This is a genomic window from Enterococcus sp. LJL99 (genome assembly GCF_054871725.1).
Window position 1 is genome coordinate 1 of record NZ_JBTXLT010000013.1, and the last position, 24748, is coordinate 24748.

At 33.2% G+C, this 24748-nt stretch carries 20 protein-coding genes and 1 pseudogene; 2 read left to right on the top strand and 19 right to left on the bottom strand.

The window, feature by feature from the left end; genetic code table 11:
- The 16 genes and pseudogenes from ACYSNW_RS15560 to ACYSNW_RS15635 all read right to left on the bottom strand — a co-directional run.
- On the bottom strand, positions 1–3523 hold a 3523-nt coding region (locus ACYSNW_RS15560; protein WP_461746037.1), incomplete at its 3' end, for a hypothetical protein.
- A gap of 24 nt (positions 3524–3547) precedes the next feature.
- The gene (locus ACYSNW_RS15565; RefSeq protein WP_461746038.1) at positions 3548–5320 is read right to left on the bottom strand and encodes a SpaH/EbpB family LPXTG-anchored major pilin; all 1773 of its coding nucleotides are present in this window, start codon (positions 5318–5320) and stop codon (positions 3548–3550) included.
- A 1057-nt stretch (positions 5321–6377) separates the two neighbouring features.
- On the bottom strand, positions 6378–7433 hold the full coding sequence (locus ACYSNW_RS15570) for a SepM family pheromone-processing serine protease (protein WP_461746040.1): 1056 nt from the start codon (positions 7431–7433) through the stop codon (positions 6378–6380).
- A gap of 8 nt (positions 7434–7441) precedes the next feature.
- On the bottom strand, positions 7442–7921 hold the full coding sequence (gene coaD, locus ACYSNW_RS15575; RefSeq protein WP_461746041.1) for a pantetheine-phosphate adenylyltransferase: 480 nt from the start codon (positions 7919–7921) through the stop codon (positions 7442–7444).
- Between the two features lie 6 nt (positions 7922–7927).
- A pseudogene (rsmD, locus tag ACYSNW_RS15580) lies at positions 7928–8485 on the bottom strand (16S rRNA (guanine(966)-N(2))-methyltransferase RsmD); the annotation flags it as partial.
- 118 nt (positions 8486–8603) lie between these two features.
- Positions 8604–8951 carry a YlbG family protein gene (locus ACYSNW_RS15585; RefSeq protein WP_461746042.1) on the bottom strand — a complete coding sequence of 116 codons (348 nt, stop codon included), beginning with the start codon at positions 8949–8951 and terminating at the stop codon, positions 8604–8606.
- Positions 8941–9372, bottom strand: a complete 432-nt coding sequence (locus tag ACYSNW_RS15590) for a YlbF/YmcA family competence regulator (protein WP_461746044.1) — start codon at positions 9370–9372, stop codon at positions 8941–8943. The genes ACYSNW_RS15585 and ACYSNW_RS15590 overlap by 11 nt, the downstream gene beginning before the upstream one ends.
- Before the next feature lie 2 nt (positions 9373–9374).
- Positions 9375–10502, bottom strand: coding sequence for a CAP-associated domain-containing protein (locus tag ACYSNW_RS15595; protein WP_461746046.1), 1128 nt, complete (start codon positions 10500–10502; stop codon positions 9375–9377).
- 16 nt (positions 10503–10518) lie between these two features.
- Positions 10519–13947 (bottom strand): pyruvate carboxylase, encoded by a 3429-nt coding sequence (locus ACYSNW_RS15600; protein WP_461746048.1) that lies wholly within the window; start codon positions 13945–13947, stop codon positions 10519–10521.
- Positions 13948–14035: 88 nt separating this feature from the next.
- Complete coding sequence (locus tag ACYSNW_RS15605) at positions 14036–15217, bottom strand: FtsW/RodA/SpoVE family cell cycle protein (protein WP_461746050.1); 1182 nt, start codon at positions 15215–15217, stop codon at positions 14036–14038.
- Positions 15218–15220: 3 nt separating this feature from the next.
- Complete coding sequence (locus ACYSNW_RS15610) at positions 15221–15523, bottom strand: YlaN family protein (RefSeq protein ID WP_461746052.1); 303 nt, start codon at positions 15521–15523, stop codon at positions 15221–15223.
- Positions 15524–15826: 303 nt separating this feature from the next.
- A complete protein-coding gene (locus ACYSNW_RS15615) occupies positions 15827–15982 on the bottom strand; it encodes a hypothetical protein (RefSeq protein WP_461746054.1) in 156 nt (51 codons plus the stop codon).
- A 357-nt stretch (positions 15983–16339) separates the two neighbouring features.
- Entirely contained in the window at positions 16340–17170 is an 831-nt protein-coding gene (locus tag ACYSNW_RS15620; RefSeq protein ID WP_461746056.1) for a histidinol-phosphatase HisJ family protein, read from the bottom strand.
- Positions 17171–17197: 27 nt separating this feature from the next.
- Positions 17198–17827 (bottom strand): sugar O-acetyltransferase, encoded by a 630-nt coding sequence (locus ACYSNW_RS15625; RefSeq protein WP_461746057.1) that lies wholly within the window; start codon positions 17825–17827, stop codon positions 17198–17200.
- A gap of 47 nt (positions 17828–17874) precedes the next feature.
- Positions 17875–18501: a sugar O-acetyltransferase gene (locus ACYSNW_RS15630; protein WP_461746059.1), complete on the bottom strand. Its 627-nt coding sequence runs from the start codon at positions 18499–18501 to the stop codon at positions 17875–17877.
- Positions 18502–18558: 57 nt separating this feature from the next.
- Entirely contained in the window at positions 18559–19716 is a 1158-nt protein-coding gene (locus ACYSNW_RS15635; protein WP_461746061.1) for an MFS transporter, read from the bottom strand.
- A gap of 116 nt (positions 19717–19832) precedes the next feature.
- On the opposite strand from ACYSNW_RS15635, the gene ACYSNW_RS15640 reads away from it, so the two are divergent.
- Complete coding sequence (locus ACYSNW_RS15640; protein WP_461746062.1) at positions 19833–20819, top strand: ROK family protein; 987 nt, start codon at positions 19833–19835, stop codon at positions 20817–20819.
- A 129-nt stretch (positions 20820–20948) separates the two neighbouring features.
- On the top strand, positions 20949–21950 hold the full coding sequence (locus ACYSNW_RS15645) for an ROK family protein (protein WP_461746064.1): 1002 nt from the start codon (positions 20949–20951) through the stop codon (positions 21948–21950).
- 458 nt (positions 21951–22408) lie between these two features.
- On the opposite strand, the gene dapD is transcribed toward ACYSNW_RS15645, so the two are convergent.
- From dapD to ACYSNW_RS15660, 3 genes are all read right to left on the bottom strand, one after another.
- On the bottom strand, positions 22409–23110 hold the full coding sequence (gene dapD / locus ACYSNW_RS15650; RefSeq protein ID WP_461746065.1) for a 2,3,4,5-tetrahydropyridine-2,6-dicarboxylate N-acetyltransferase: 702 nt from the start codon (positions 23108–23110) through the stop codon (positions 22409–22411).
- A gap of 417 nt (positions 23111–23527) precedes the next feature.
- Positions 23528–24022 (bottom strand): cyclic-di-AMP-binding protein CbpB, encoded by a 495-nt coding sequence (gene cbpB, locus ACYSNW_RS15655; protein WP_461746066.1) that lies wholly within the window; start codon positions 24020–24022, stop codon positions 23528–23530.
- Positions 24023–24231: 209 nt separating this feature from the next.
- On the bottom strand, positions 24232–24747 hold the full coding sequence (locus ACYSNW_RS15660) for a metallophosphoesterase (protein ID WP_461746068.1): 516 nt from the start codon (positions 24745–24747) through the stop codon (positions 24232–24234).
- Position 24748 lies beyond the last annotated feature (1 nt).

The window sequence follows — 24748 nt, forward strand, 5'->3', positions numbered from 1 at the left end:
TGCTTAATACACTTTGATCATTCCCTAATTTCTTCCATTTCCCATCAGATAAATTTACAGAATTGGGATCCAGTTCAACAGAAACACTCATATTCGTATACCAAAGATCTCCTTTACCAACTAATGTTGTCGCATTGATTACATTGTAACTTCCCGAGTATTGTGTTCCTCGACCGTCTCCATTATAAGGAAGAACATCTAAGGCTCGAACATTTCCTAGGCTACCAGTTGAATGATTTTTATAGGAAATCGTAAATGAGATATCCGTCGGATTTTTCTCGTCTTGATTGGCCGGATCCATTGCATTTCCAGATTCAATAAAAGGAGCATCGGTAACTTTATCAATTACAATTACACCTGCATTACTGACCGTAACCGAAGTGTTACTAGTTCGTTGGGCAACTGAAGATGTATCTGTTACAGAAGAATCATTTTCTAACCAAACTTGCGAAACCACTTTAGCTGAAAGAGTTGCTTGGTTATTGGTAAAATTTAAAGCAGACGAAATAATGGATGTCTTAAAATTCACTGTTGGATTGTAATTTCCAGCTACAAGATAATCTTGAATAAAGCACAGTGTTTTTGTTCCATCACTATTTTCCGTAATCGTCGGATTGGGAAGAGATTCGCCTTTATGATTCGTCGCAGAACCAAATTCATAGGTTGTTTCTTTGGGAATCGTCACATCCAGTTGAACTTTATGATTTTGATCAGAACCACTGGTCACACTTCCTTTGGCTGTCCACGTGATTTTTTCTGTTGGGTTGTAGTTGGTTTTGTCAGCTGCAATCGTTGGGCGGATAAGTATTCCTCTGATATAGAGCGTATCTCCCCAAGAAGGAGAAGGACTATGATAAGAAACTAGTTTTCCATCTTTATTATATTTTGTTTCTTCATAGTTCTTATGTGCCGTCTTAGGAAACATATCCATTAGCGTGTTATCTTTTTTTAGTAAAAACGCATTAGTTAGTGCAATATTAGGATTTCCGCTATTATCATTAACTCCTATTGGAGAAATATTTTTTACTGGAACATAAATTCCAGGTGTCGATTTCCCATCTGGGGAAGTAATATTACTTTCACATTTCACTGCAGAAATAGCACCTGTTTTCAATGCTTGACTTGGATTATCAAACCAGTTAAAAGCATTCTCTAAATCTGATTGACTTCTTAAACTAACATCTGGAAAATTATTATTGGTCTTACTAACCCCAAAGTAAGTGATATTTCCTGTTGTAGCGCTAAAAACTCTTGAAGTATCGTAAGCGAAGCTATTAGCATTCCATCTACCATAAAATACATTTTTATCAGCCAAAGGATTCTTTATATTGGTCCAAAATCTAATTTTTAAAGTATCCCCTTGCGTGATACTTCCATCTCCTATGCTTCCCCAATTCTTTGTTCCTATATCCGCTGTACTTAATCCAGTATTATACTTATCAACAAATAAAGTATAAGTTTCAAAAGTACCTGGCCATTTACGAGCCCAAGAATAATTCATTGTGCTATTTATAGTTTGTTCTTTATCCTCATAATTAATCTCATCAACTGAAAAGAAATATTCTAAACTTGCATTTACCCCAACTCTATCTTCCAAATATTGGTATGGAAATAAAGTTTGCATAGCAACTACAGAAAACGGTTTATCATTTGGACTCATTTTTGAACCACTTACTAAATATTTATTAGGTCCCACATCAATTGGAGCATAGTCATTATTTTCAACTTCAATTTCATAATCAGTTTTATTATTAGTGACTACTGGATTACCAGTATTATATATTCCAACCATATTATAGTAGCTTGGTCGTTCAGTCCAAGGTGTCGGATATACCTTATTTGTATATCCAGCTGGAGCGGCTGTTCCTTGTCTATCAACAGGTTTATAGTTATTAGCGTATGATTGAAATTGTGAAGTAAATTTTGGATTAGGCATTGTATATGCTGTTAGACCATCAAAAGCGATTACTTCTACGGGTTGTGTTTCTTGGCCAATTTTTAACTGTTTTAATCCTGCTGTTTCATTTTCTTTATAATAGATTTTTTGCTTAATTTTATACTTTATCCCTCCAACAGGATATGTAACACCTTTCATTGATGTAATATCTGCTCTTCCAGGTAAAGGTTTAAGTTGGACATAAGCGGCAGTACTAGCTACCATACTATTGGGTTTGTCATTAGTTCCTGAAGTTTTATCAAAAGTAGCTTTAGTAGAATTAATTGTAAGCTTAACGTCCACATAAGGTTTTGCACTTAAATAGACTTTATCACTCATATTAGGTGACACACTTTTATCAATCACTTGATTGATTGAAACAGTCGAACCAGTATTAGTTACTGCACTTTCAATAGTCAATACAAACTCTGGATTAAGCTCATCATTATTTACTCCACCGTACGTATTCAATGTTTCAGTAACAAAGATTTGTCCAGAGGTCGCTTCCACATTTACCCAAGTTGAATGTGTGGAGTTTTTGGTTCCATTGCTCGCAGCATTTACTAATGTTCCATTCAACAACTCTGCTGTCTGTCTTACTTTTCCAGCACTATCTAACCGCCAAGCACCATTCACTTTTGTATCTACTCTGACTCTTAAGGATTTATAAGTAGAAGTATTGATGGAAATCCCTGCTCTAAGGGTATAGTTAACTGAATCAAAAGTTCGAACTCGATCATTGTTTGGAGAGCTGTCGTAACCTGGTTCATCTGTCGTATCAAACGGGGCAACACCTGTCAACCGATCAATATCAACACTTACTTTAAATGGATTGGAAACACTAATCGCACGAGAATCTGCTTCAAAAATATCTGGTACCAACTCATCAGAGATTTCATCTGTAGTAAACTCCTCTGGTTGATCATTAGCTGTTTCTTCCTCTGATAATGGAGTAATTGGCTCTAAAAATTGTTCATCATAAGCGAGTTTAAGAATTGTATCTGATGAATGTTTCCCATCTAAATAAACTAACTTCACAGTACTTTCACTTGAATTTTTTCGATTAATTTTTAATTTTAAGGGTTGTCCTGTAATTAAGCGAATATAGACAACATCTTTATTTTTTTCTATTGTCTGAAAAGCAATACTAGTAAAATCATTAGAAGAATCCACTTTATTAATTTCGGATTTATTCTGATCGATTGTATCCGATTTTTGCTCACTGTTCTCTAGCTTCTCTACTTCATCCTTTATATTAAAATCATCCGAAGCTAATGCTGGCAGACCTGACTCCTGCTCGTTTTCCAAAACTCGTGATATTGAGAATCCCTTTTCCAAAGGAATTTTTACCCAATTATTTTTTTTAGTCGATAATTCAACGTCGGCCTGATTTCCATCTATTTCAAGAATTTCTTCAGTAATGGGGATATCATTTACTTTAATCATGACCTTATCCTGATTTTGTTCTTTTGCATCTAATATATTATTTTTTAATGAAAAAGCAAAGATCATTAAAAGGATTATCGCTATTGATACAATGACTAAAAGACCGGCGATTTTTTTTTTTAATTTATTAAACTTTCGCATATCAGTCTTTCCTCCTGCATCACTCTAAGCTTGACGTCTTTTTTTATCTATAGAAATTGCAATAGTTCCGACGCTAATTGCTCCTATAGCAATCATAACTAACAGTGTACTCCCAGCACCACCTGTAAAAGGCAAATCGGTTTTCTTCTTATCTACAACTTCTAGTTGAATTGTTTCTTTCGTTGCCAAAGAGACAACTACTTCTTTTGATTCTTTTAACAATTCATATCCTTCTGGTGCAGTTGTTTCAACTACCCAATAAGATCGTTTAATATCAGCCTCTGCAAAAGTTGGTTCATCAAGATCTTGTTTACCATTACTATTAGTATCTGTATACCAATCCAATTTCAATCCATTGAAAGTTGCTTTCCCATCATCATTTGTTGTACTTGTTAACAGTTTTGTGTTTGCTGCTGTTGCAGCCTCTTGAGCATCTTTTAATGAACCTGTACCATCTAGTTTACCGTAGCGTTTACCATCTTCTCCTAAAAAGATATTAGTATCTGCATCACTTTTACTATCAGCAATATGAAAAACAGCACCTTTTAAAGCAGCTTTCGTATCTTCACCAGTTTTTTCAATATCAAATCCACCTGAGTACGATTCAGGATTATTTTCACTATCTGGATTCACTGGTTTTAGTCCTGGTGATTTAAAAGATACATCAAATGCATTTTGAATCGTTCCATTGTAATCAATATCTGTGAAAGTTGTATAAACGACTCTGATTTTATCGTAAGCTTGTACTTTTTCCATACCAACTACTGGTGATTCAGTTCCCTTAGGTTTCACTAATGACACTTCAACTTTATTAGTATTTCCAGCATCAGCAGTGATTGGTGAACTTGATTTATCAACACCGTTGATAGTCACAGTATAATCTGTTCCTAAACTTAATGACTCCCAATTATCATCACTTTTTTTGACTTGAACGACCACATCTTTAAGAGAAAGTTCTTGATTTAGTGTATCTGTCATTTTAAAGTAGTCAGCAAATAATTTTGTATTTTTTGGAACTTCAAGTTTATCATTTGGAGCAACAATAGGATCGCCATTATCATCATAAATAGGTGTAATAACCATATCTTGTGAAGTTAATGTATATAATCCTGCTGGAATATTAGCAGTTGCTTCCCAATCAAATGTTTGACCTGCTTTGATTGAATACCCTTTTCCACCTTCAACAGTTTTATCTGGATTAATTAAGGATTCCAAAATATTTTTTGGTTGTACTTCAACATTATAAATTAGACTACTTAAATCAGATCGTCTTGTTTGAGGCACATAAACAAAAAATGGATCGACTGGCTTAGCAACAGAAGGAGACGTTCCACGATCATCTGGCAACTCTGTAACAAGGTAAATTCCATCTACTGAAGTTCCTTTTCCTAATTCAATTTTTGCGGAGCCATCAGTAGTTGTTGTAATTGTTTTTGCAGTGAAAGAATTGTCTAATTCATAATCTTTTCCAACTTTTTGTTTGATGGGATCTGTCAATGATGCATTATCTTTTGCAGTAATTTTTTCAATTTTAAATTTAATTCCTGATAGAACTTCTTTATCTGTCTCTACTTTTTCACCTGATCCAGTATTCCCTAACTCAGAGGAATCTTTAATTTGATATTTCCAAATAGTAATGGATCTGGTTGATGTTTCGTCTGCAATTGCCTTACTAGCCGATTCTGTAGCTGATACAACTGTTGGCTGAAGAATACCAAAACCACCAAATGCTGCTAAAAACGTATTTGTTAGTACAAGTCCTGTAATTATAGTCTTTTTTATTTTCATTTTTTTCATTATTTCAAACTCCTTTTTTGAATTAACTCTTTTCCAAAAAAATAAATCTCCTTTTATAAAAAAGAATTATATATTTTACGTAGTTACAAGTTTCTGAATCTCTTTTTTGAATACAATTTATTCTTGATTTTTTAATAAAAACTATTATAGCCAACTATACTCAATAACACTTGCCCCTCCTTTATATTTTTATATCTCCTTTATGTTAAAATATAGCCACCTTCCATTAAACTAATTTATTTCTGACAAATAAATAATAAAAATAATCTGACAGATTAGCAAACACCACAATCAAAACTATATACTTAGTTATTTTTAAAGTCAATAAAATATTTTTTGCCGTTTTCTAAATACTTTTATCTTGATTTTCAAATAAATATTTTTTCAAAAAAACTCATATCAAACTAATGAATTAAAGATATTTTGTATTTTAAACAAAATATTATTTTAAAAAAACAAAAATGAATTTTCAGATTAACAGTTATTTAATAATTAACATTTTTATTAATCATCGTTATTAAAAAGCAATTAAAATGAATTTTCTTATAGATAGTATTTTCAATTGAATCTTTTATAAAAATTATTATTTTGACTATTTATAAATAATAATAGCTATTTCAAAATCTGTAATTAATAATAATCTAAATAGAAATATTCTTGATTTCATTCGAAAAAATAGTCAAAATTCTCTATAGACTTCTTTTTAAAATAAAAATAGCGTGGATGAGACAAAAGTAAAGAACACTTTTGTTTAATGTCCTAAAAACGAATAAACGGTGGGAGCAGAAGCAACTCCTACGGAAATAAGCGACAACTCACAAAAATTTGAAAAACAATTTTCGTGAGTTGTCGCTTATTTCTTGGAGTTAAACACTTCTGTCCCAACCTCGCTAAAAACGAATCGATGATATAAAAACTAACTATTTTACTAAGTTTAAAACTGAATCCAGATTATGGCAAACACTAAATTTTTATGACAGGATGTTCTCCTCTCAATTTCAAGTGTCTAGAAAAACCATAAAGTTCTACGCTCATTTTGGGTTTCTATTTACCAATATTACTTCATTTTTTCTAGATATTCTAAAGCATCTGTTACATTTTTTACAGGAACAATCTTCATGTCAGTACCAATTTTTTTTGCTGTTTCTTTTGCTACTTGATAATTACTTTTCGCTTCTGGATTAACTTTCAACTCTTCTTTTGTAATTTCGTTATCTGGAGCGAAGAAAATTTCAGCTCCATTCTCACTTGCTGTAACAATTTTTTTATCAATTCCACCAATTGGCCCTACACTACCATCACTTTCAATCGTACCTGTTCCTGCAATTTCTTTTCCTTTTCTAAGGTTTTTATGTGTTAACAACTCATAAGTTTCTAAGGTAAACATCAAACCAGCTGAAGGTCCACCAATTGCTCCAGCATCGATTTCAATTGGAACAGATGAATCTATTTCAGTATGATCAGTAAGAACTATTCCTATTCCTGGTTTTTTATCGGTTGGAAGTTCCATTAATTTTTCGGTCGCTTCTTTTTTTTCACCATCTTGTAAATAGGAAACGGTAACTTCTTGTCCAACCTTTTGACTTTTTACATAGTCAATAAATTCTTCTTTACTTTTCAGTGCTTTTCCATCTATTGCAGTAACAGTATCACCTACAGATATTTTATCTTTAAAATTCGAATTATCATCTACAGATAAAACATAAATTCCTTTAAATGTCATTTCATAAGGTGTATCTGATAACTTCAAAGCTTGCTCGATAGCTGTATTTTGCGAAGAATCCATATAATATTTTTGCATTCGATTATATTCATCGTTAGAACTAGAACCCATCAATTCTTCTTTACTAACAATCTCTTCAAATTCTGAAAAATGGGCCGTTACTAAAGAAATAAGTCTTGCTTGTCGAACACCAACTGTCGTCAAATAAAAGCCACCTGATTCATCATCTTCCTTATTATTAACTGTTACAAAATTCTTTAAATTTTCAGTACTTCCTGGTCCCTCAATGTAGTAAGGAAGCGGGAAAAGGAAGGCTAATATAACAATTATAAGAAAAATAAAAGGTAATAGGGATTTTATGGATACTTTTTCTTCTCTTTGTCTACTCATTTCATCGCTCATTTCTTCTGATTTATCGCTTCAATCACAACGGGTGGTAAATAAGTTGAAACGTCTCCACCAAATTGGATAATTTCTTTTAACAAACTTGAACTTACATGACTATATTTTTCATCTGCTAAAAAAATTACGGTCTCTATCTCTTTGTTTAAATGATGATTCATTTGCGCAATATCACGTTCATATTCATAGTCTTTTACGCTACGCACGCCACGAATTAAAAATTTTGCACCAAGATCCGTTGCACTTTCAACGGTTAATTTCGCTTCCTGAGCTACAACTTCGACATTTGAAAATTTCGCAGTTGCTTGCTTTGCTAAAACTAATTTTTCATCTAAAGTGAAAAAACTCTTTTTATTTGTATTTTTAAAAACACCGACAAATACCTTATCAAAAAGCTTGCTACTTCTTTCAATCGTATTTAAATGTCCATTCGTAAGAGGATCAAAGCTTCCTGGGAAAAGTGCAATTTTCTGCATATTGTTTTACTCATCCCTTCTATAAATTGTTATTTGCGTGATTCCATAGGTCGTTTCACGTTTTTTCTCAAAATTGCCAATTTTTTCTGGCAATTGAACTTCTTTATCAGTTTCACATACGATTTGAGCTGAAGGCTCCAGCAAATCAAGTTCTTGCATTCGTAAGATTTGCTCAGCAATTTCTTGTTTCGCATAAGGTGGATCTAATAAAATCAACTCAAAACGGTAATGTTCTTCACTTAATTGAACCAACACTCGATTTGCATCGTTTTTTAATACGACAAATTTTTCAGGTTCTTTCGTGATTGCTATATTTTCTTGGATGATTTTTAATGCGCCATAATTTTTTTCAACACATACTCCCAGTTCCATCCCTCTAGAAACGGCTTCAATCGCTAAACTACCACTTCCTGAATATAAATCCAGAACCGCTCCCCCGTCAAAATAAGGACCAATCATATTATAAATCGATTCTTTTACTTTATCTGTTGTTGGTCTAGTATTGTCTCCGTTTAAGGATTTCAAACGACGCCCACCATATTCTCCAGAAATAACACGCATTTTCTTGACTCCTTTTAACTAAATTCTTTGATTTTCTCGCCATAAACTGATATAAGTATACCAAAATAACCGAAAAAAAAGATGAAAAATGTTTGAATATCTTTCATCTTTTTACTATTATTTATACATTTTCAGCCAAACGAATTTTAGTGTTTAATTCTTCCACTTCAAAACCATCTTCGTTTGGTTCATAGGCTGCTTTCGTTCCTATTTTCTCTGCAAAATTCATTTCTACATCAGGTCGGTAAGAACGTTCAACTTTGCGAACAAAATGTAATCCAGAAATTTTCGCTTCTGACAATTCAATTTCTTCTTCATTCATATAGATAACGACATACTTCATTTTTCGTGATACATAATGAACTAAACCGTATCGTTTTAGTGTTTTCAGCTGTTTTAAACTATAAACCCATACAATCAAACAACGACGCTTTGTAACTGCTAATTCCTTCTCAGTACTAACCTGCATGGCAACTCCCCCCACAACTAGATCCTTTCCCTTTTTCAAAGAAAGGATTTCCAGCTTCTACTTTAATATCACTTGAAATTGTTTGCGCAATTTCTATCCCGATCGAGTCCAATATCGTTTGCAATGACGTTTCAGAAAAACGAAATTCGGCAACTTCTTCGCAAAAATCTAATTCTCGTTTTGCTTTGCGAACTGCTCGTTGTTTCGTGCGAAAATCTGGAGCATGAGTTCCATAAGCTTCGATTCTTTCAAAAGATTCCTTGGCATTAAAAAAAGCCTTTTGTTTTTCTTTTACATCAACGGATTCGTACATTGCTCTCCGATTTGATTTATATGATTTAAGCGACTCGCTTGATAAAATAGCTGTAATCAATCTTTCTGTCTGATCTTCTAATTCAAAAAGTTTTTCAGTTACTATCATTCTTATTCACTTTCCTCTGTTTGAGATATCTCTTTTTCAGTCTCTTCCAATAAGACTAACACACTTTCTTTAGAAAAAGCAACGCTGATTGTCTCTTTTTTCTGATGATCAAAACGAGAATAATATAAAGAATCCGAAAACCAAGATAGAACAGTAAATGATGTATCATAAACAGGCTTCGTATAAATTCCCGTTATCTTTTTGGCAGGTAACTTAGCTGCGGATAATAACGCTTGAAATTCATCGTTAGATAAAGTAAAAATTGGGGATACTTTTCCCTGCTCTTCAATCTGATACCATAGCATCAAACGATCATCGTTTAGAAACTCAGTCGGTTTATTATTAAGCAAATCGAAAATAGTTTGGGCATTTTTTTGATTTTTGGTACTAGTATTATACAAACTCATGTTTTCTCGATCTCTTAACGAATTGACGACTCGAATTATTTGATTACTTTGAACCGCATCAAATCCAGTCATTGATTCATTCGAATTTGGGATAGTAGCTAAAGCTTCGCCTTCTAATAATTGATATGGCATGATGGTCAATAGCGTTTCTTTGTCCAAGTACACGACAGCCGACAACTGATTGTCACCTTGATTAAAAAAAAGAATCGCAAATGTGCCATTATCAAAAGCAATCAATGGTCGATAATTCATATCTTCTTCCATTAACTCAATATCATACTGTCGGTTTTCATATGTAAAAATAAAGTTTGAAAATATAGTTGAAAATTGGGAAACATCAGACAGTTCCATACCTTTATAGAAAGGTGCGGTTTCTTTTGTATCATTAAATGCTTTAATCGCTAAAATTTTATTCTCTCGCACATTCAATTCTACATAATCTTTGTCTTTATTTCCAAACAACCATAGTTCATAATCAAAATTGGTCTTAATTTTTTCTACTGGTTCACCAAATGTTTTAACAAAGTCTGTTGCTTTTTCTCCTATGTATTTTGCATATCCTGTCGTTTCGATTTCTTCATAAGGTAATGCGGTATGAGAGACATTGCGTCCCTCATACTCACTCACTACTTTAGGTTTTTCAGCTGGAAAAAAGACTGGCTGTAAATAACCTATAATGATTACTGTAAAAAAAACAGCTATGAAAGCTAAAAACTTTTTCATCTTTTTTCCCTCTATTTTATTTTTCTTTTACTTCGATTAATAAATCACCTGAGCTGATTGGTTCACCTTCAACAACGTATATATGCTCAACAACTCCATCAAAGCGTGCTTCAATCGTTGTCTCCATTTTCATTGCTTCCGTAACCATTAACGCATCACCTTTTTTAACTTTGTCCCCTCTATTAACAAGCACTTGTAAAACAGAGCCCGACATCGTTGCACCAATTTGTTCTTTATTCGTTGGTTCAGCTTTTCTTTTAGCGATAACAGTTGATTTCACTGAAGTATCTTTAATCACGATTTCTCGACGTTGACCATTTAAGTTAAAGAATAATACGCGATTTCCTTCGATATCAGGTACACCGACTTCATCCAAACGAATAATCAATGTTTTTCCTTTTTCGATTTGAACTTCAACTGATTCACCTTGACGAATTCCATAGAAGAAGGTTGGTGTATCTAGTAATGTTACATCACCAAAGTTTTGGTAGGAAGTTCGGTAATCTAAAAATACTTGTGGGTACATTAAGTAACTTAAAACTTCTTCTAATTTTGGTTCATAACCAATCAACTCAGCTAATTCTGTCTTAACTGCTTCGAAATTGACTGGTTCAGCTAAACTTCCTGGTCTAACCGTAAATGCTGGTCTTCCTTTTAAAATAATTTTTTGTAATTCTTTAGGGAAACCACCTACAGGTTGACCTAAATCACCTTGGAAGAATGTCACAACGGATTCAGGGAAACTCAATTCATGTCCTTTTTCAAAGATATCTTCTTCCGTCAAACCATTCTGAACCATAAACAACGCCATATCGCCAACAACTTTTGAGGAAGGTGTTACTTTAACAATATCGCCAAACATCAGATTGACTGTATGATACATTTTTTTGATTTTATCCCATTCATTTCCTAATCCAACAGCTTTTGCTTGTTGTTGTAAGTTTGAATATTGTCCACCAGGCATTTCATGCATGTAAACTTCAGTTTGCGGTGCATTTAAGCCATTTTCAAATGGTTTATAATACATCCGGACATCTTCCCAGTAATGATTAATTTTTTGCGTATTATCAATATTAATGTCAGGTGTTCTAGCGCCGTTAACCAAAGCATAATACAGACTGCTCATACTTGGTTGGCTAGTGGCTCCACTTAATGCACTTGTTGCAACATCGACAATATCAACACCAGCTTTAGTAGCCGCTGAATAAGTAATGATTCCATTTCCACTTGTATCATGGGTATGCAAATGAATCGGCAAATCAGTCGTCGCTTTTAATTCGCTAATCAAACGGTAAGCGGCTTGTGGCTTCAATAAGCCTGCCATATCTTTAATCGCAATAATATGAGCGCCCATTTTTTCAAGCTCTTTCGCCATTTCTTTATAATAATTCACATCATATTTAGCTCGTGATGGATCGTTAATATCCGCTGTATAACAGATAGCAGCTTCCGCAATTTTTCCAGTATCACGGACCGCTTGAATACTTTTTTCCATCTGAGGCAACCAATTCAAACTATCAAAAATACGGAAAACATCGATTCCTTGTCTTGCTGATTCTTTGATAAATTCTTCAATCACATTATCAGAATAGTTTTGATAACCAACTGCATTAGAGCCTCTAAATAACATTTGCAACAATGTGTTTGGCATTAAACGACGAATTTTTCTTAAACGTTCCCAAGGATCTTCATTTAAGAAACGATAGGCTACATCGAAAGTTGCTCCACCCCACATTTCACTCGAAAACAATTCAGGTAGACCTTCACCAGTCAAACGAGCAATTTCTTTAAAATCTTGAGTTCTGACACGTGTTGCTAACAAGCTTTGGTGAGCATCTCTAAAGGTCGTATCAGTCAACAAAACATTTTCTTGTTGTTTAATCCAATCAATAACGCCTTGAGCTCCTTGTACATCCAAAACATTTTTGGCAGTCGTATATCCTTCTTTTATAACTAAATCAGTTGGAATACGTGGCTCATCATAAAATCTTTTTTGTATTTTTTCAATACCTGGGAAGCCATTGACTGTTACTTCACCAATGTATTTCATTGTTTTATTTCCACGGTCACGCATTCTTGGAAACTCAAATAATTGAGGAGTATTATCAATAAATGTTGTTTTAGCATCTCCAGAATGGAATTCTTTATGACCAATCACATTTTTCAAAAACGGAATGTTGGTTTTAACACCACGGATTCTAAATTCAGCTAAACAACGTTGCATTTTGTCGATTGCTTGTTCAAATGTATGACCATGTGTACAAACCTTTACCAATAGAGAATCGAAATAAGGAGTCACAACAGCTCCAGAATAAGCATTTCCAACATCCAAACGAACACCAAAACCACCTGGCGAACGATACGTATCGATTTTACCTGTATCTGGCATAAAGTGATTCAATGGGTCTTCCGTAGTAATTCGACTTTGAATCGCAGCACCATTCAATTTAATGTTTTCTTGTGTCGGAATGCCGATTTCCTTATGCAAATCTAATCCTTGCGCAATTTTCAATTGTGAAACAACAATATCGATATCGGTAACCATTTCTGTAATTGTATGCTCAACTTGAACCCGAGGATTTACTTCAATAAAGTAAAATTGATCCCCTTCAACTAAAAACTCAACTGTACCTGCATTGATATATTCTACATGTTTCATTAATTGTACTGCAGCATCACAAATTTCCATACGTTTTTCTTCTGATAAAGAAACACAAGGAGCCACTTCCACTACTTTTTGATGACGACGTTGAACAGAACAATCTCGTTCAAATAAATGAACAACATTTCCATGTGTATCTCCTAAGATTTGAACTTCGATATGTTTAGGATCAGAAATATATTTTTCTACATAGACTTCATCGGAACCAAAAGCTGCTTTCGCTTCACTTTTTGCACGATCATAGCCTTCTTTAGCCTCTTTTTCATCTCTAGCCACACGCATTCCTCGACCGCCACCGCCAAGAGCTGCTTTAATCATAATTGGAAAACCATGTGTTTTTGCAAATTCTAAGACTTCTTCTATGTTGGCAACCGGACCATCTGAACCAGGGATTGAGGCAATTCCTGCGGCAACTGCTGCTTCTTTGGCTTTGATTTTATCACCAAAAATATCTAAATGATGTAATGAAGGTCCTACAAATGTCAAGCCTTCTTCTTCGCATCTTCGCGCAAATTCAAGGTTTTCTGATAAAAATCCATATCCCGGATGGATTGCATCAACTCCTGCTTTTTTTGCGATTCGAATAATATCTTCCATATCTAAGTACGCTTCAATCGGTTTTTTCCCTTTACCAACTAAATAAGCTTCATCTGCTTTAAAACGATGTACTGAATATTCATCTTCTGCAGCATAAATTGCAACTGTTTTGATATGCATTTCTGTACAGGCTCTAAAAATTCTTATGGCTATTTCGCCACGGTTTGCGACTAAAACTTTTTTCATAATCCCACTCCTACCAATGTTATTTTATCCTTCATTTTTCTTATGCTTTAGGCGTTGCTTGAAAAAAATCAGCTCTTTCAAACAGCACCTAATTTATTTCTAAATCGCGAACGATTTTTTGCCGTTTTTCATCTGCACTGATATTAAGTACAAATGCAACGGAAATCGATACAATCAATAAACTATTTCCACCATGACTCAAAAATGGAAAGGTAACCCCTGTTAAAGGAATGATACCAGTAATTCCGCCAATATTAATAAAGATTTGCAACAAAAACATCGTTCCAATTCCAATACACATCAATGAATTAAATGGTTTTTTTGAGCGCACTCCAACTAAAAGAATGCGTGCAATCATAAACAATATCAACGCTAATACTAACATTGAAACAATCAAACCTAATTCTTCTATCATGATTGCAAAAACAAAATCAGAATGAGCTTCTGGTAAAAAACCTTTTTTCTGGATGCTATTCCCTAAACCTCTACCGAACCAACCACCATTACTAATTGCATAATAGGAGTTGGCTAATTGATGCCCTGCATTTCGCTCGTCCGTAAACGGATTTAAAAAAATAGCGAATCGTTTATAAACATACTGAAATCGTTCAGGGATAAAACGTCCTTTACTTACAACAAGTGCTTGGATAACCGCAATACTTCCTAATACACCAATACCTCCAACCACATAGGTATACATGTAATTAATGCCACTAGCTAACAATATGATGATTGCCAGCAAGGTCAAAATAGCCGCATTTCCTAAATCCGGCTGTATGGCAACCAAAAAAATCAAAAAACCGACTAATAACATTGGTCTAAATACTGCCTTTTTAAAATCTTTATCAATGTATTTTTGTCTTCGCCCTAAAATAAAGGCCAGATACCAAATCACCATAATTTTTAAATATTCTGCAGGTTGCATTGAAAAAGAACCAATTTTTAGCCACCCTTTCGATCCATTAATTACTTGCCCTAAACTGGTAAACCGCACAGCAACTAACAATACAGAAATCACAGCAATCGCAACCATAATAAAGCCTTTATTTTGATAAACAGTCGTTTTCATTTTAAAAATAAAGAACATCGCAATCAAACTCAGACCCCAAAACTGCAATTGCCCGATAATCATACTTGTCGGAGGCAACCCTTTTGTAATCAGAAGCGAGGAAGTAGTACTGTACACCATAATCAAACCGATAATACTTAGTATAAGATAAGGAACCAAGATACTATAATCGATTAAGTGTCTCTTTTTTACTTCTGGCAAAAATTATTCCTCCTTGCCAATCTCTCTTTTTTCTTGTGTTTCCTCATAAACATCACTATATAATTGGTTCAGTTGTTTTTCTAAATCACTTAGTAATTGGTGACCTTGAGTCGAACTTAAAATACCAATTCGTATGGCATAAGTCACCTGACGAGAAAATCCGTACATTTGAGTGTCAACTACTTCCTCAAACGCCTTACATTGAGAAATACATAGCGAATTTTTTTGATTTCGTATAAGCATAACAATTCTTTGCGCATCTTCATTTAGAAGTTGAATGGCAAAATCTTTTGAAACAGATTCCATTTTGTACTAAACCTCCCATCTTAATTATGTTATTATAGCATAATTTCGAGTATTTTTAACAGATATTATTTGAAAATCATTCCTTAAAAAACAAAACGAACAAACTATTAAGAAAATGGTTGAATAAAAATAGCAGAACACAAGAAAACCAACAAAGAGGAAGTTGATTTTCTAGCACACTGCTTTTTATGTTACAAAAATAATTAATAATCGCTTTTTAGAAAAATTAATCGTGAATCAAGTAATTAAATCAATATTGCTCTTACTCCATTGTGTCGAAATTGGTATTCAAGGTAACTGTTTTTAACTCCAACCATACATCACTATGTAATAAATAACATAAACCCAACTTAATAACCCATGGATAATTGCCCAAAAAATACTATGCCAATTGACATAGGAGATTACCATTGCTAAGGCACAACCAAATGAAACACCTGCTTTTGCACTATCTTTCATGGAGATTCCCTCTTTTCTTTTCACTTAATTTATTTTTGAGGAGAACAAAAAATGTCTTCTCGTTCCAAACGCTCGTTGTTATTTTACATTATTTATGTTTAAAATGCATTCTTAATCCTATTTAAACTAGATTTTAGCAAAAAAATAAGACTTATTTGAAAATGATAAATGGAAAATGACATCTGACTTAGTAGTAAAATCTCAGACAACATCAAATTCCTCTACCATTTTCAAATAGTCCCTAGCTAAAATTCCCTACAATTTTGAAAAATATGATACAAATTAAAAGATTCATTACCATCTTCCCTGACGACATCACCGTTTGGGTATCGAATAAAAATGAATTACTGTTTAGATTTATAATTCATTAAAAATGGGTTGCATCTTTTCAAAAGTACAAAAATGAGAAAAGCCAATTTTTTTTAATATCTTTTTCGATTCTTCAATCTGAAAACCTAAATGTTCTGGCTTGTGACTATCGCTACCAATCGTAACGATTTTACCGCCTAATTCATGATAACATTTCAAAATTTCTATCGAAGGGGTTAATCCGTTAATCTCATAACGATGAGAAGAGGTATTCACTTCGATTCCTTTTCCATCAGCGATAACTTTCTTTAAGATTTTTACAATTTTTTCTTTATTATACGAAAACATATCTAGTTCTTTATCTAAATAACGTCTGATTAAATCCATATGAGCAAGAACACTATAGTCTTTGTAGGTTGAAACCAATTGATACATTTCATCATAATAACGATCATAACTTTCTTCATGTGTTTTTCCTTTTTGGAATTCACCTGTCCAAAATTCTTGATTGTCTACTTGATGAACTGATAACAGGATAAAATCAAACGGATAGCGATTATACAATTTTTGAAACTGAGGAATCGTGTGCATTTGCATACCGAATTCCAAACCCGTTTTTATTTTAATTTGTTGTTTGTATTTTTCTGATAGTCTTTTCAAATCATTCATATATAATTCATAATGAACATTTTTTACCACTTGATTTTTACCAGGCAGAAAAATATCTTCTGGTTGCCAATCAGGTTTCACCCCATAATCCACATGATCAGTAAAACAAATCTCTTTTAAGCCCAAATTAATTGCATCTTTGATTACATCTTCCATTAAATACCAAGAATCGTCACTATAGTCACAATGAACATGATAATCGACAAACATTTATAAATCTCCCTTCAAATTTAACCATTAATTTTGGTTTTTGGCTTTTTCTTGATATGTTTTCAGCGCTTTTTCCCATTTTACTTTATCAACAATATCTATCTGGCGAATAACTTTAGCTGGATTTCCTCCAACAATTGTATTATTAGGTACATCTTTAGTTACAACTGCGCCTGCAGCGACAATCGAATTTTTACCAATCGTGACACCAGGTAAAATGGTCGAATTCCCGCCAATCCAAACATTATCTTCCACTACAATGGGTAATCCAAATTCTAAATCTTTACTTCTAACTCCCGCATCTGTAGGATGTCCAGCCGTAAAAAAACTAACCCTTGGTCCAACCATCACGTTGTCTCCTATTATAATACGGTTGACATCTAAAAAGATACAATCCATATTAGCATAAAAATTATTCCCTATTTCAACATGTCTTCCATAGTCCACATACAATGGCGGATTCACATAAATTGATTCCCCTGTTTTACCAAATAATTGCTTTTCAAGCGAAACAATTTCTGCCTTATTTCCAATCGGAGTTGAATTGATTTTTTGGGCTAATTTTTTCCCTTCTAACGAACCGTTCTCAGGAAAAATATTTGCTGCAAAGTATAATTCACCAGCTAGCATTTGTTCATAATCAAAATCTTTTTTCATTAGTAGAACCTCCATTTATTTTAATCGTTATTCAAGCATACTTTTCTTCAACCCAACTCGTTACATTTTTCAACTTCAGCTAATTCAGAAAGAATAATCGGACGATTTTTTCGATAGAATTTTTTATCGTTCTCGTCAATTTCTCTAACCACTTTACATGGGTTTCCAAATGCAATACTATTCGCTGGAATATCTTTGGTCACTATACTTCCTGCACCAATCACTGTATTCTCACCAATTGTTACACCAGGAGTAATAACGACACCAGCTCCAATCCAACAATTGTCATGAATAGTCACTGATTCTGCGTACATAAACTTTCTGTATTCTGGAAAAATCGGGTGACCCACTGTTGCAATCGTCACATTAGCACCAAACATCACTTTATCTCCAATCAAAATTTTACCATCATCAATAAAATTACAATTAAAATTAATGTAGCATTGATTGCCTAATTTAATGTTCTTTCCATAACAAAAATAAAAGGGTGGTTCAATCCATGAGTTCGTAGGTTTTCCAAATATTTTTTTTAGCGCTTGTCTCAAATCAATTTCGTCTGGTAACGATTGATTAAACTCTACCATTCTAGTTTTAGCTAATGATCGTTCTTGATCAAGCCCTTGGCAATTATCCAAAAATAATTCACCGTTTTCTATTCTTTTTCTCATATCCATTGGCTCAGCTCCAACTCTCTATTTAGTTTCAATCTATGACACTTAATTGTTGCTAATTTATTTAACTATTTTCCTTTTAGCTTTTTTTTGAGAAAAATAGAGTAATAAAAACAAACCCATTATTATTAACGCGAACATCAACACTTGCATTGATAATTCTATATTTTCACTACTATCAATCAAAGAAGTAATAGTATTCCAAACAAAAGGTGCAGCATAGGAGCTTAAAATAGTGGTCATAGTGAGTAACGAATTAACTTTTGTCAATTGATTTTCTGCTGAAAACTGATTGATTTTCAATACGATCGTTGGACCTGTGAATGAGTAAAGAAAATTGAAAAGTACTGCAAAGAAAAAAATTGCTCCAACAGTTGAACTATTAATCATTCCCAATACACTAAGCGCTGCGCCTAAAAAACCAACTGGCAGTAAAAAGGTGGCGATTTTTTTATAGACGAATCCGAATAAAAAACCAGCTGCCATCCCTGCAATATTCATTCCACTTAAAATCATTCCAGCCGTCTTACTTGATTCAATTCCTTGATTAATCAAAAAAGAAGGGATTTTCAATTGAACGCCCCATATAATCAAAAATGTAATGAAGCAAAGCAAGAGATAACTTTTTATCGTCATGCTAAGACTCGTTTTTTCCTGATTTGATCCTTTTTTATTAGTTTTAATTGCTGGTACAAAAATATAAATAAGTAAAGCAATCACACCTAATAATAGATAAACAAAAAAAGCTGCTTTCCAATAAAAGGATGCTAACCAACCAGAACTAATTAGTAAGAGTGCATTCCCTAAAGCTGAAATCCCCATTTGCATTCCTAGTAAGGTATTTCTTTGCTCTCCTGTATAAAACAGAGCAATCAATGAAATTGCATGCGGTGAATAAAGTCCAATGCCTAATCCTAATAAAATCCTTGTACAATAAAACAAAATGTAACTCGTAAAGAAAAATGGCGCGATTCCAGCAATCATTCCCATCAGAAGCCCGATAATAATTGTTTTCTTCAAACCAATCCACTGAACAATAAATTCATTCATTAAAATCGTAACCAACGCACTAAGACTTGAAATTGTAATGAGTGACTCAATTGATGTTAGCGATTGTTCTGGAAAATTTTGAGCAATCAGCGGAATAATCGTAGTGACTGCTGTTGCTGCACCTGTAACTAATGATAGAGAAAGAATTCCCACCCTTTTCTTGAACATCCTAAACAACCTTTCTTTTTTTATTTAATCTATTTATATCATAATTAACTTAATTAATAAAGATGTTTATTTAATCATTTTTTGTTATGATGAAAAAGACTGGAGATGAATGAAAATTGAAAGCCTTTAAACAACAATCTATCAAAAAAAATAATCAGGATTTTTTACTATCACTTCTAAAGAAAAATAAAACAGCAATGACAAAAAAAGACCTTTCTGAGCAATCAAAGCTAAGTGTTGTAACAATTAATAAATTAATCCCTGACCTTGTTGATTCACAAAAGATTCTTCCACTCGAAACACCTTTAGAAACGGGCGGACGTAGAGCAATTGCTTATAAATTTAATGAACAATCGAAACTATTTTTGGTCACTCAATTTATTGAAATCGACAAAGAATTTGTTACCAATTTTTTTATCATTGATTTGTTTGGTCAAATTTTAGCGAAAGAGCAAATTTCAACAATCTCCCTTTCTCAATTTATTGAAAAATTAACATCTATCAAAATAAATTACCCTGCTATTCAATTTGTTATCACGGGAATCCCAGGAGTTGAAGTCAACCATTCATTAAAAATCATGGACTATCCTCCCTTTAGAAACATTGATTTGAGTCAAGAAATCACCAATCACATACAAATCGAATCAATTATAGAAAATGATATTAACGCGGCAACCTTAGGATTTGCTAAAGAGGCAGATGCTATTTTATCTGGCGTTTACTTTCCTATTGCTTTTCCACCCGGTGCAGCACTAGTTTTAAATCAACAAATTTTCCATGGATTTAACAATTTAAGTGGTGAAATCCAACATCTACCTACTCTAAAAAATCGGATCTACCCGTTACAATCAGGTGAGCGACAAGCTACTATGCTCGAAACGCTTCAATCCTTGATTGCTACTTATGATCCACAAAAAATAATTGCTTTTTTTCCAGATTCTTGGAATAAACAAATCCATAAAGAACAACTTATCGATTCGTTAAAAGAAACTTTTAATTACAACGTTTTACCAGAAATTATTTTTGCACAAGATTTCTCAGCTTATTATTTGGCGGGATTAATAAAACTCGGTCTACAAAACATCGAGAAACTACCTTACTAACCATATTTAACTGTAGCATTACCTAAAAAAATGATATGATTGACTAAAATAGAGACTAAATCAAATATTTTTGAATTTTTTAACTCATCAGTCTTATTTTTAACATTGTTTAATTTAGGAGTTGTCTTAATGGCATTAAATAAAAATGAGATTAGAGAAAATAACCTAATAAAAATTAAAAAGCTACTTTTTAAAAAGAAAGATGCACTAACAGCCGAATTAGCCAAAGAAACAGGTCTTAGTGTTGTTACTGTAAACTCTATAGTTAAGCAACTTGTTGAAGAATCAGTTGTAACCGAAGGAGAATTGATTAAGCAGCCCTTAGGACGACCTGCAATTAGTTATTCATTCAATTATGATCGAAAGCATTATTTATTACTCAGTATTCAAGAAGAATTGACTGAAAACGGACGTAAATTGATTATCATTAGTAGTATCACTAATTTAGCAGGCGATCAAAAGGAACAAGAAAAATTCGATTTTGCCATCCCTTCACTATCATTGCTTATTTCAATTACAAAAAAATTAGTGGCGACTGATTATGTTTTTGAAAAAATTGGTGTTTCAATTCCCGGAAAATTATTTAATGGCGTAATCGTTTCTAGTTGGGAAAATTTATTAACTGATTGGAATATAATAGACCAACTTGAACAAGCGACCGGTTTGACTGTCGTTAGTCAAAATGATGCTCATTTGCTAACGATTGGTTATTGTGTCCAACAAAATTTCATGAGTACTGATACCGTAGTAGGTATTTTTTATCCAATGGAAAGTATGCCTGGAATTACGATTTTATCTCAAGGTAGATTGATTGAAGGCGCTAAAAACAGCGCTGGAGAAGCTAAATATTTACCTTTTCTATTAGATAAAACTAGTCCAAAAACTGATCGAGAATTAGCGATTAATTTATCCAAAATCATTGATATCTATAATGCAGTGATTGCACCAAATTCTTTTGTTATTTCATTGAATTCACCTCACCTAGAAATACTTTTAGAAACAATTGAACAATCTGATATTTTAAACAAGCAACTAAATAAACCGACTATTTTATTTCCTGATGAATTTCAAAAAACAATGTGGTTAGGCCTTTTTTGGTTAGTGACTAAAGATACTTTTTATGAAAACTAAAAAAATAAAAACACTTCACGAGAATTATTCAAACTTTGAAATAATCCTCGTGAAGTGTTTTTTATTAGTGATTTATGCCATCTATCTCAGGTCATAAATCAATCGCTTAGAATCGAGCAATTGGACAAAACATCACTTATTGCGGTTTATGCAATAAATGGTGGATTGGAAATTGCCGAGATTCTGATTGATTTATACCGTCTATCTCAGGTCATAAATCAATCGCTTAGAATCGAGCAATTGGACAAAACATCACTTATTGCGATTTATGCAATAAATGGTGGATTGGAAATTGCCGAGATTCTGATTGGTTTATACCGTCTATCTCAGGTCATAAATCAATCGCTTAGAATCGAGCAATTGGACAAAACATCACTTATTGCGGTTTATGCAATAAATGGTGGATTGGAAATTGCTGAGATTCTGATTGATTTATACCGTCTATCCAATTTATATTCTTATAATCGGCGTAACTCTTCCATCATATTTGTTTTACCTTTTGTTTTTTCATCAATATCTTTGATTTTTCTTGCTGGAACACCAGCAACGACAGTATTAGGTGCTACATCATCAACAACAATCGCGCCAGCTGCAACTACCGCTCCTGCACCTACACGAATTCCTTCTAAAACAACTGCATTTGCACCAATTAATACATTATCTTCAATAATTACTGGTTGAGCACTTGGCGGCTCGACCACACCAGCTAACACCGTTCCTGCCCCAATATGACAGTTTTTCCCAACCGTCGCACGTCCACCTAAAATTGCCCCCATATCAATCATCGTTCCATCACCGATAACGGCACCGATATTGATAATTGCGCCCATCATGATTACCGCATTGTCCCCAATTTCAACTTGATCTCTAATCACAGCACCCGGTTCAATTCGAGCATTGATGTTTTTGATATCAAGTAATGGAATAGCTGAATTTCGTGCATCGTTTTCCACTACGTAATCAATAATTTTATCCTCATTCTCGGTTAAAAAGAGTTTGATATCTTCCCATTCCCCAAATAAAGTCCCTGTTTTACAATTAGTAAAAGCTTTAATATTTTCTGGAAATTCAATTTCCTTCAAACGACCTTTTAAAGTGACCTTAACAGGTGTTTTCTTTTTTGCATTCCCAATATAATTGATAATTTCATATGCGTCCAAATGATTAAGCTCCCTTCATATTAAAAAAAACGAAATTGGAACAAAAGTGTTTAGCTCCGAGAAATAAGAAAAAACTGCTTTTATCCCAATCTTACTTTCATTATAGGTATTTAGAATAACAAAAAAAAATAGAAAAGAAAAGATTTAATTACTATAACCAGCATAAAAGTAACTCCTATGAAAATAAGCGACAACTCAAAAAAATTAAAAAACACCAAGCAGGAATCATTCAACATCGAATGGAGACCTTTCGTATTTCTAATCATTTTCGTGAGTTACCGCTTTTTGAGATACACTTTAAAAACAAAATGACTCGATTAGGTATTGTCCCAAATTCATTTTCAAAATTTATTTCTATCTAATCGATTCATCTAGCCTCTACCAATTGATAGTTTCTTTAATAAAAATTTCTTTTAGCTAGATTACTTTTATTTCAGGTTTTTCTTCTGTTTTTGGTAAGACAACGTTTTTACGTTCCAATTCATGAGCCATATGATTAATCGCTTTTAACAACTCTTTTCTAGTAATAATTCCTTTAAATCGCTTATTATCATCGACAACAGGCAAAAAAGAAGCATCAACTAGTAGGTGAAGTACATCTTCTAATTCCCAATTTTCTCCAACCACTGGAACATTAACTTCCATCACATCTGCCACAGTAAATGTACTTAATTTATCAAAATCAATCGATTGCAAATCAAAGGTTTTATCAACAATATCCGATAAACTGATTAATCCAACAAAACGATCTCCTTTATCCAATACTGGGATTTTTGAATATTTCACTTGAGATAATACTAAAAGCGCATGACTTAATGGGTTTAAGCACATAACATTCGCAACATTTTCTCCTGGAATCAAAAAAGTTTCTTCTTTTTCTAATAATAATTCCCGTACAGCGGTACCAATCATTCACAGTGCCTCCATTTCTTTATCTTTCATACATCTATCATTGTACCTAAAAGAAACTAAAATGTCCTTAAATTCATATCTTTTTCAATTTTGCCAAAAAAAATTAAGATTTCTTCTAGAATTCTTCAACATTCCGGGTAATAATAAATAACTTTCTTAGGAAGCAAGAAGGAAAAATAGATAAAAACACTCAACTGTTATCTAACAAATTAAGGTTTTTTAAAAACAAAACGTAATTTATGGATTGGCTGATGATCTCTCGTATAATACTGAACAATATATTCATCTGGTGTGCTTTCGATGATAACATAAGACTCAAACTGAAGAGGTCCTCTTGGTAGACGAATACTTCCTGGATTTAAAAATAGTACTTTTTCTCTCATTTCACAACCAATTTCATGTGTATGTCCAAATAAAGCAATCGTCGCATTGTTTTCATGAGCCATCGATCCTAGAGTAGCCAATTCAAAACGAACATTCGCTAAATGTCCATGTGTCATAAATACAATGTCTTCAATTGTCTTTTCGACCACTGTTTCTGGAAAATCTCCGTAGTAATCACAATTGCCTTTCACTACAAGAAAATCTTGCCACAATTCATCGGTTGGTTCTAACTCAGAATCTCCACAGTGAAACATCCGATCAACTTCTCCACGGTATTTATTCACTAAATCAACGAGCACTTCTCGATCTCCATGATTATCACTAACTACTAAATATTTCATT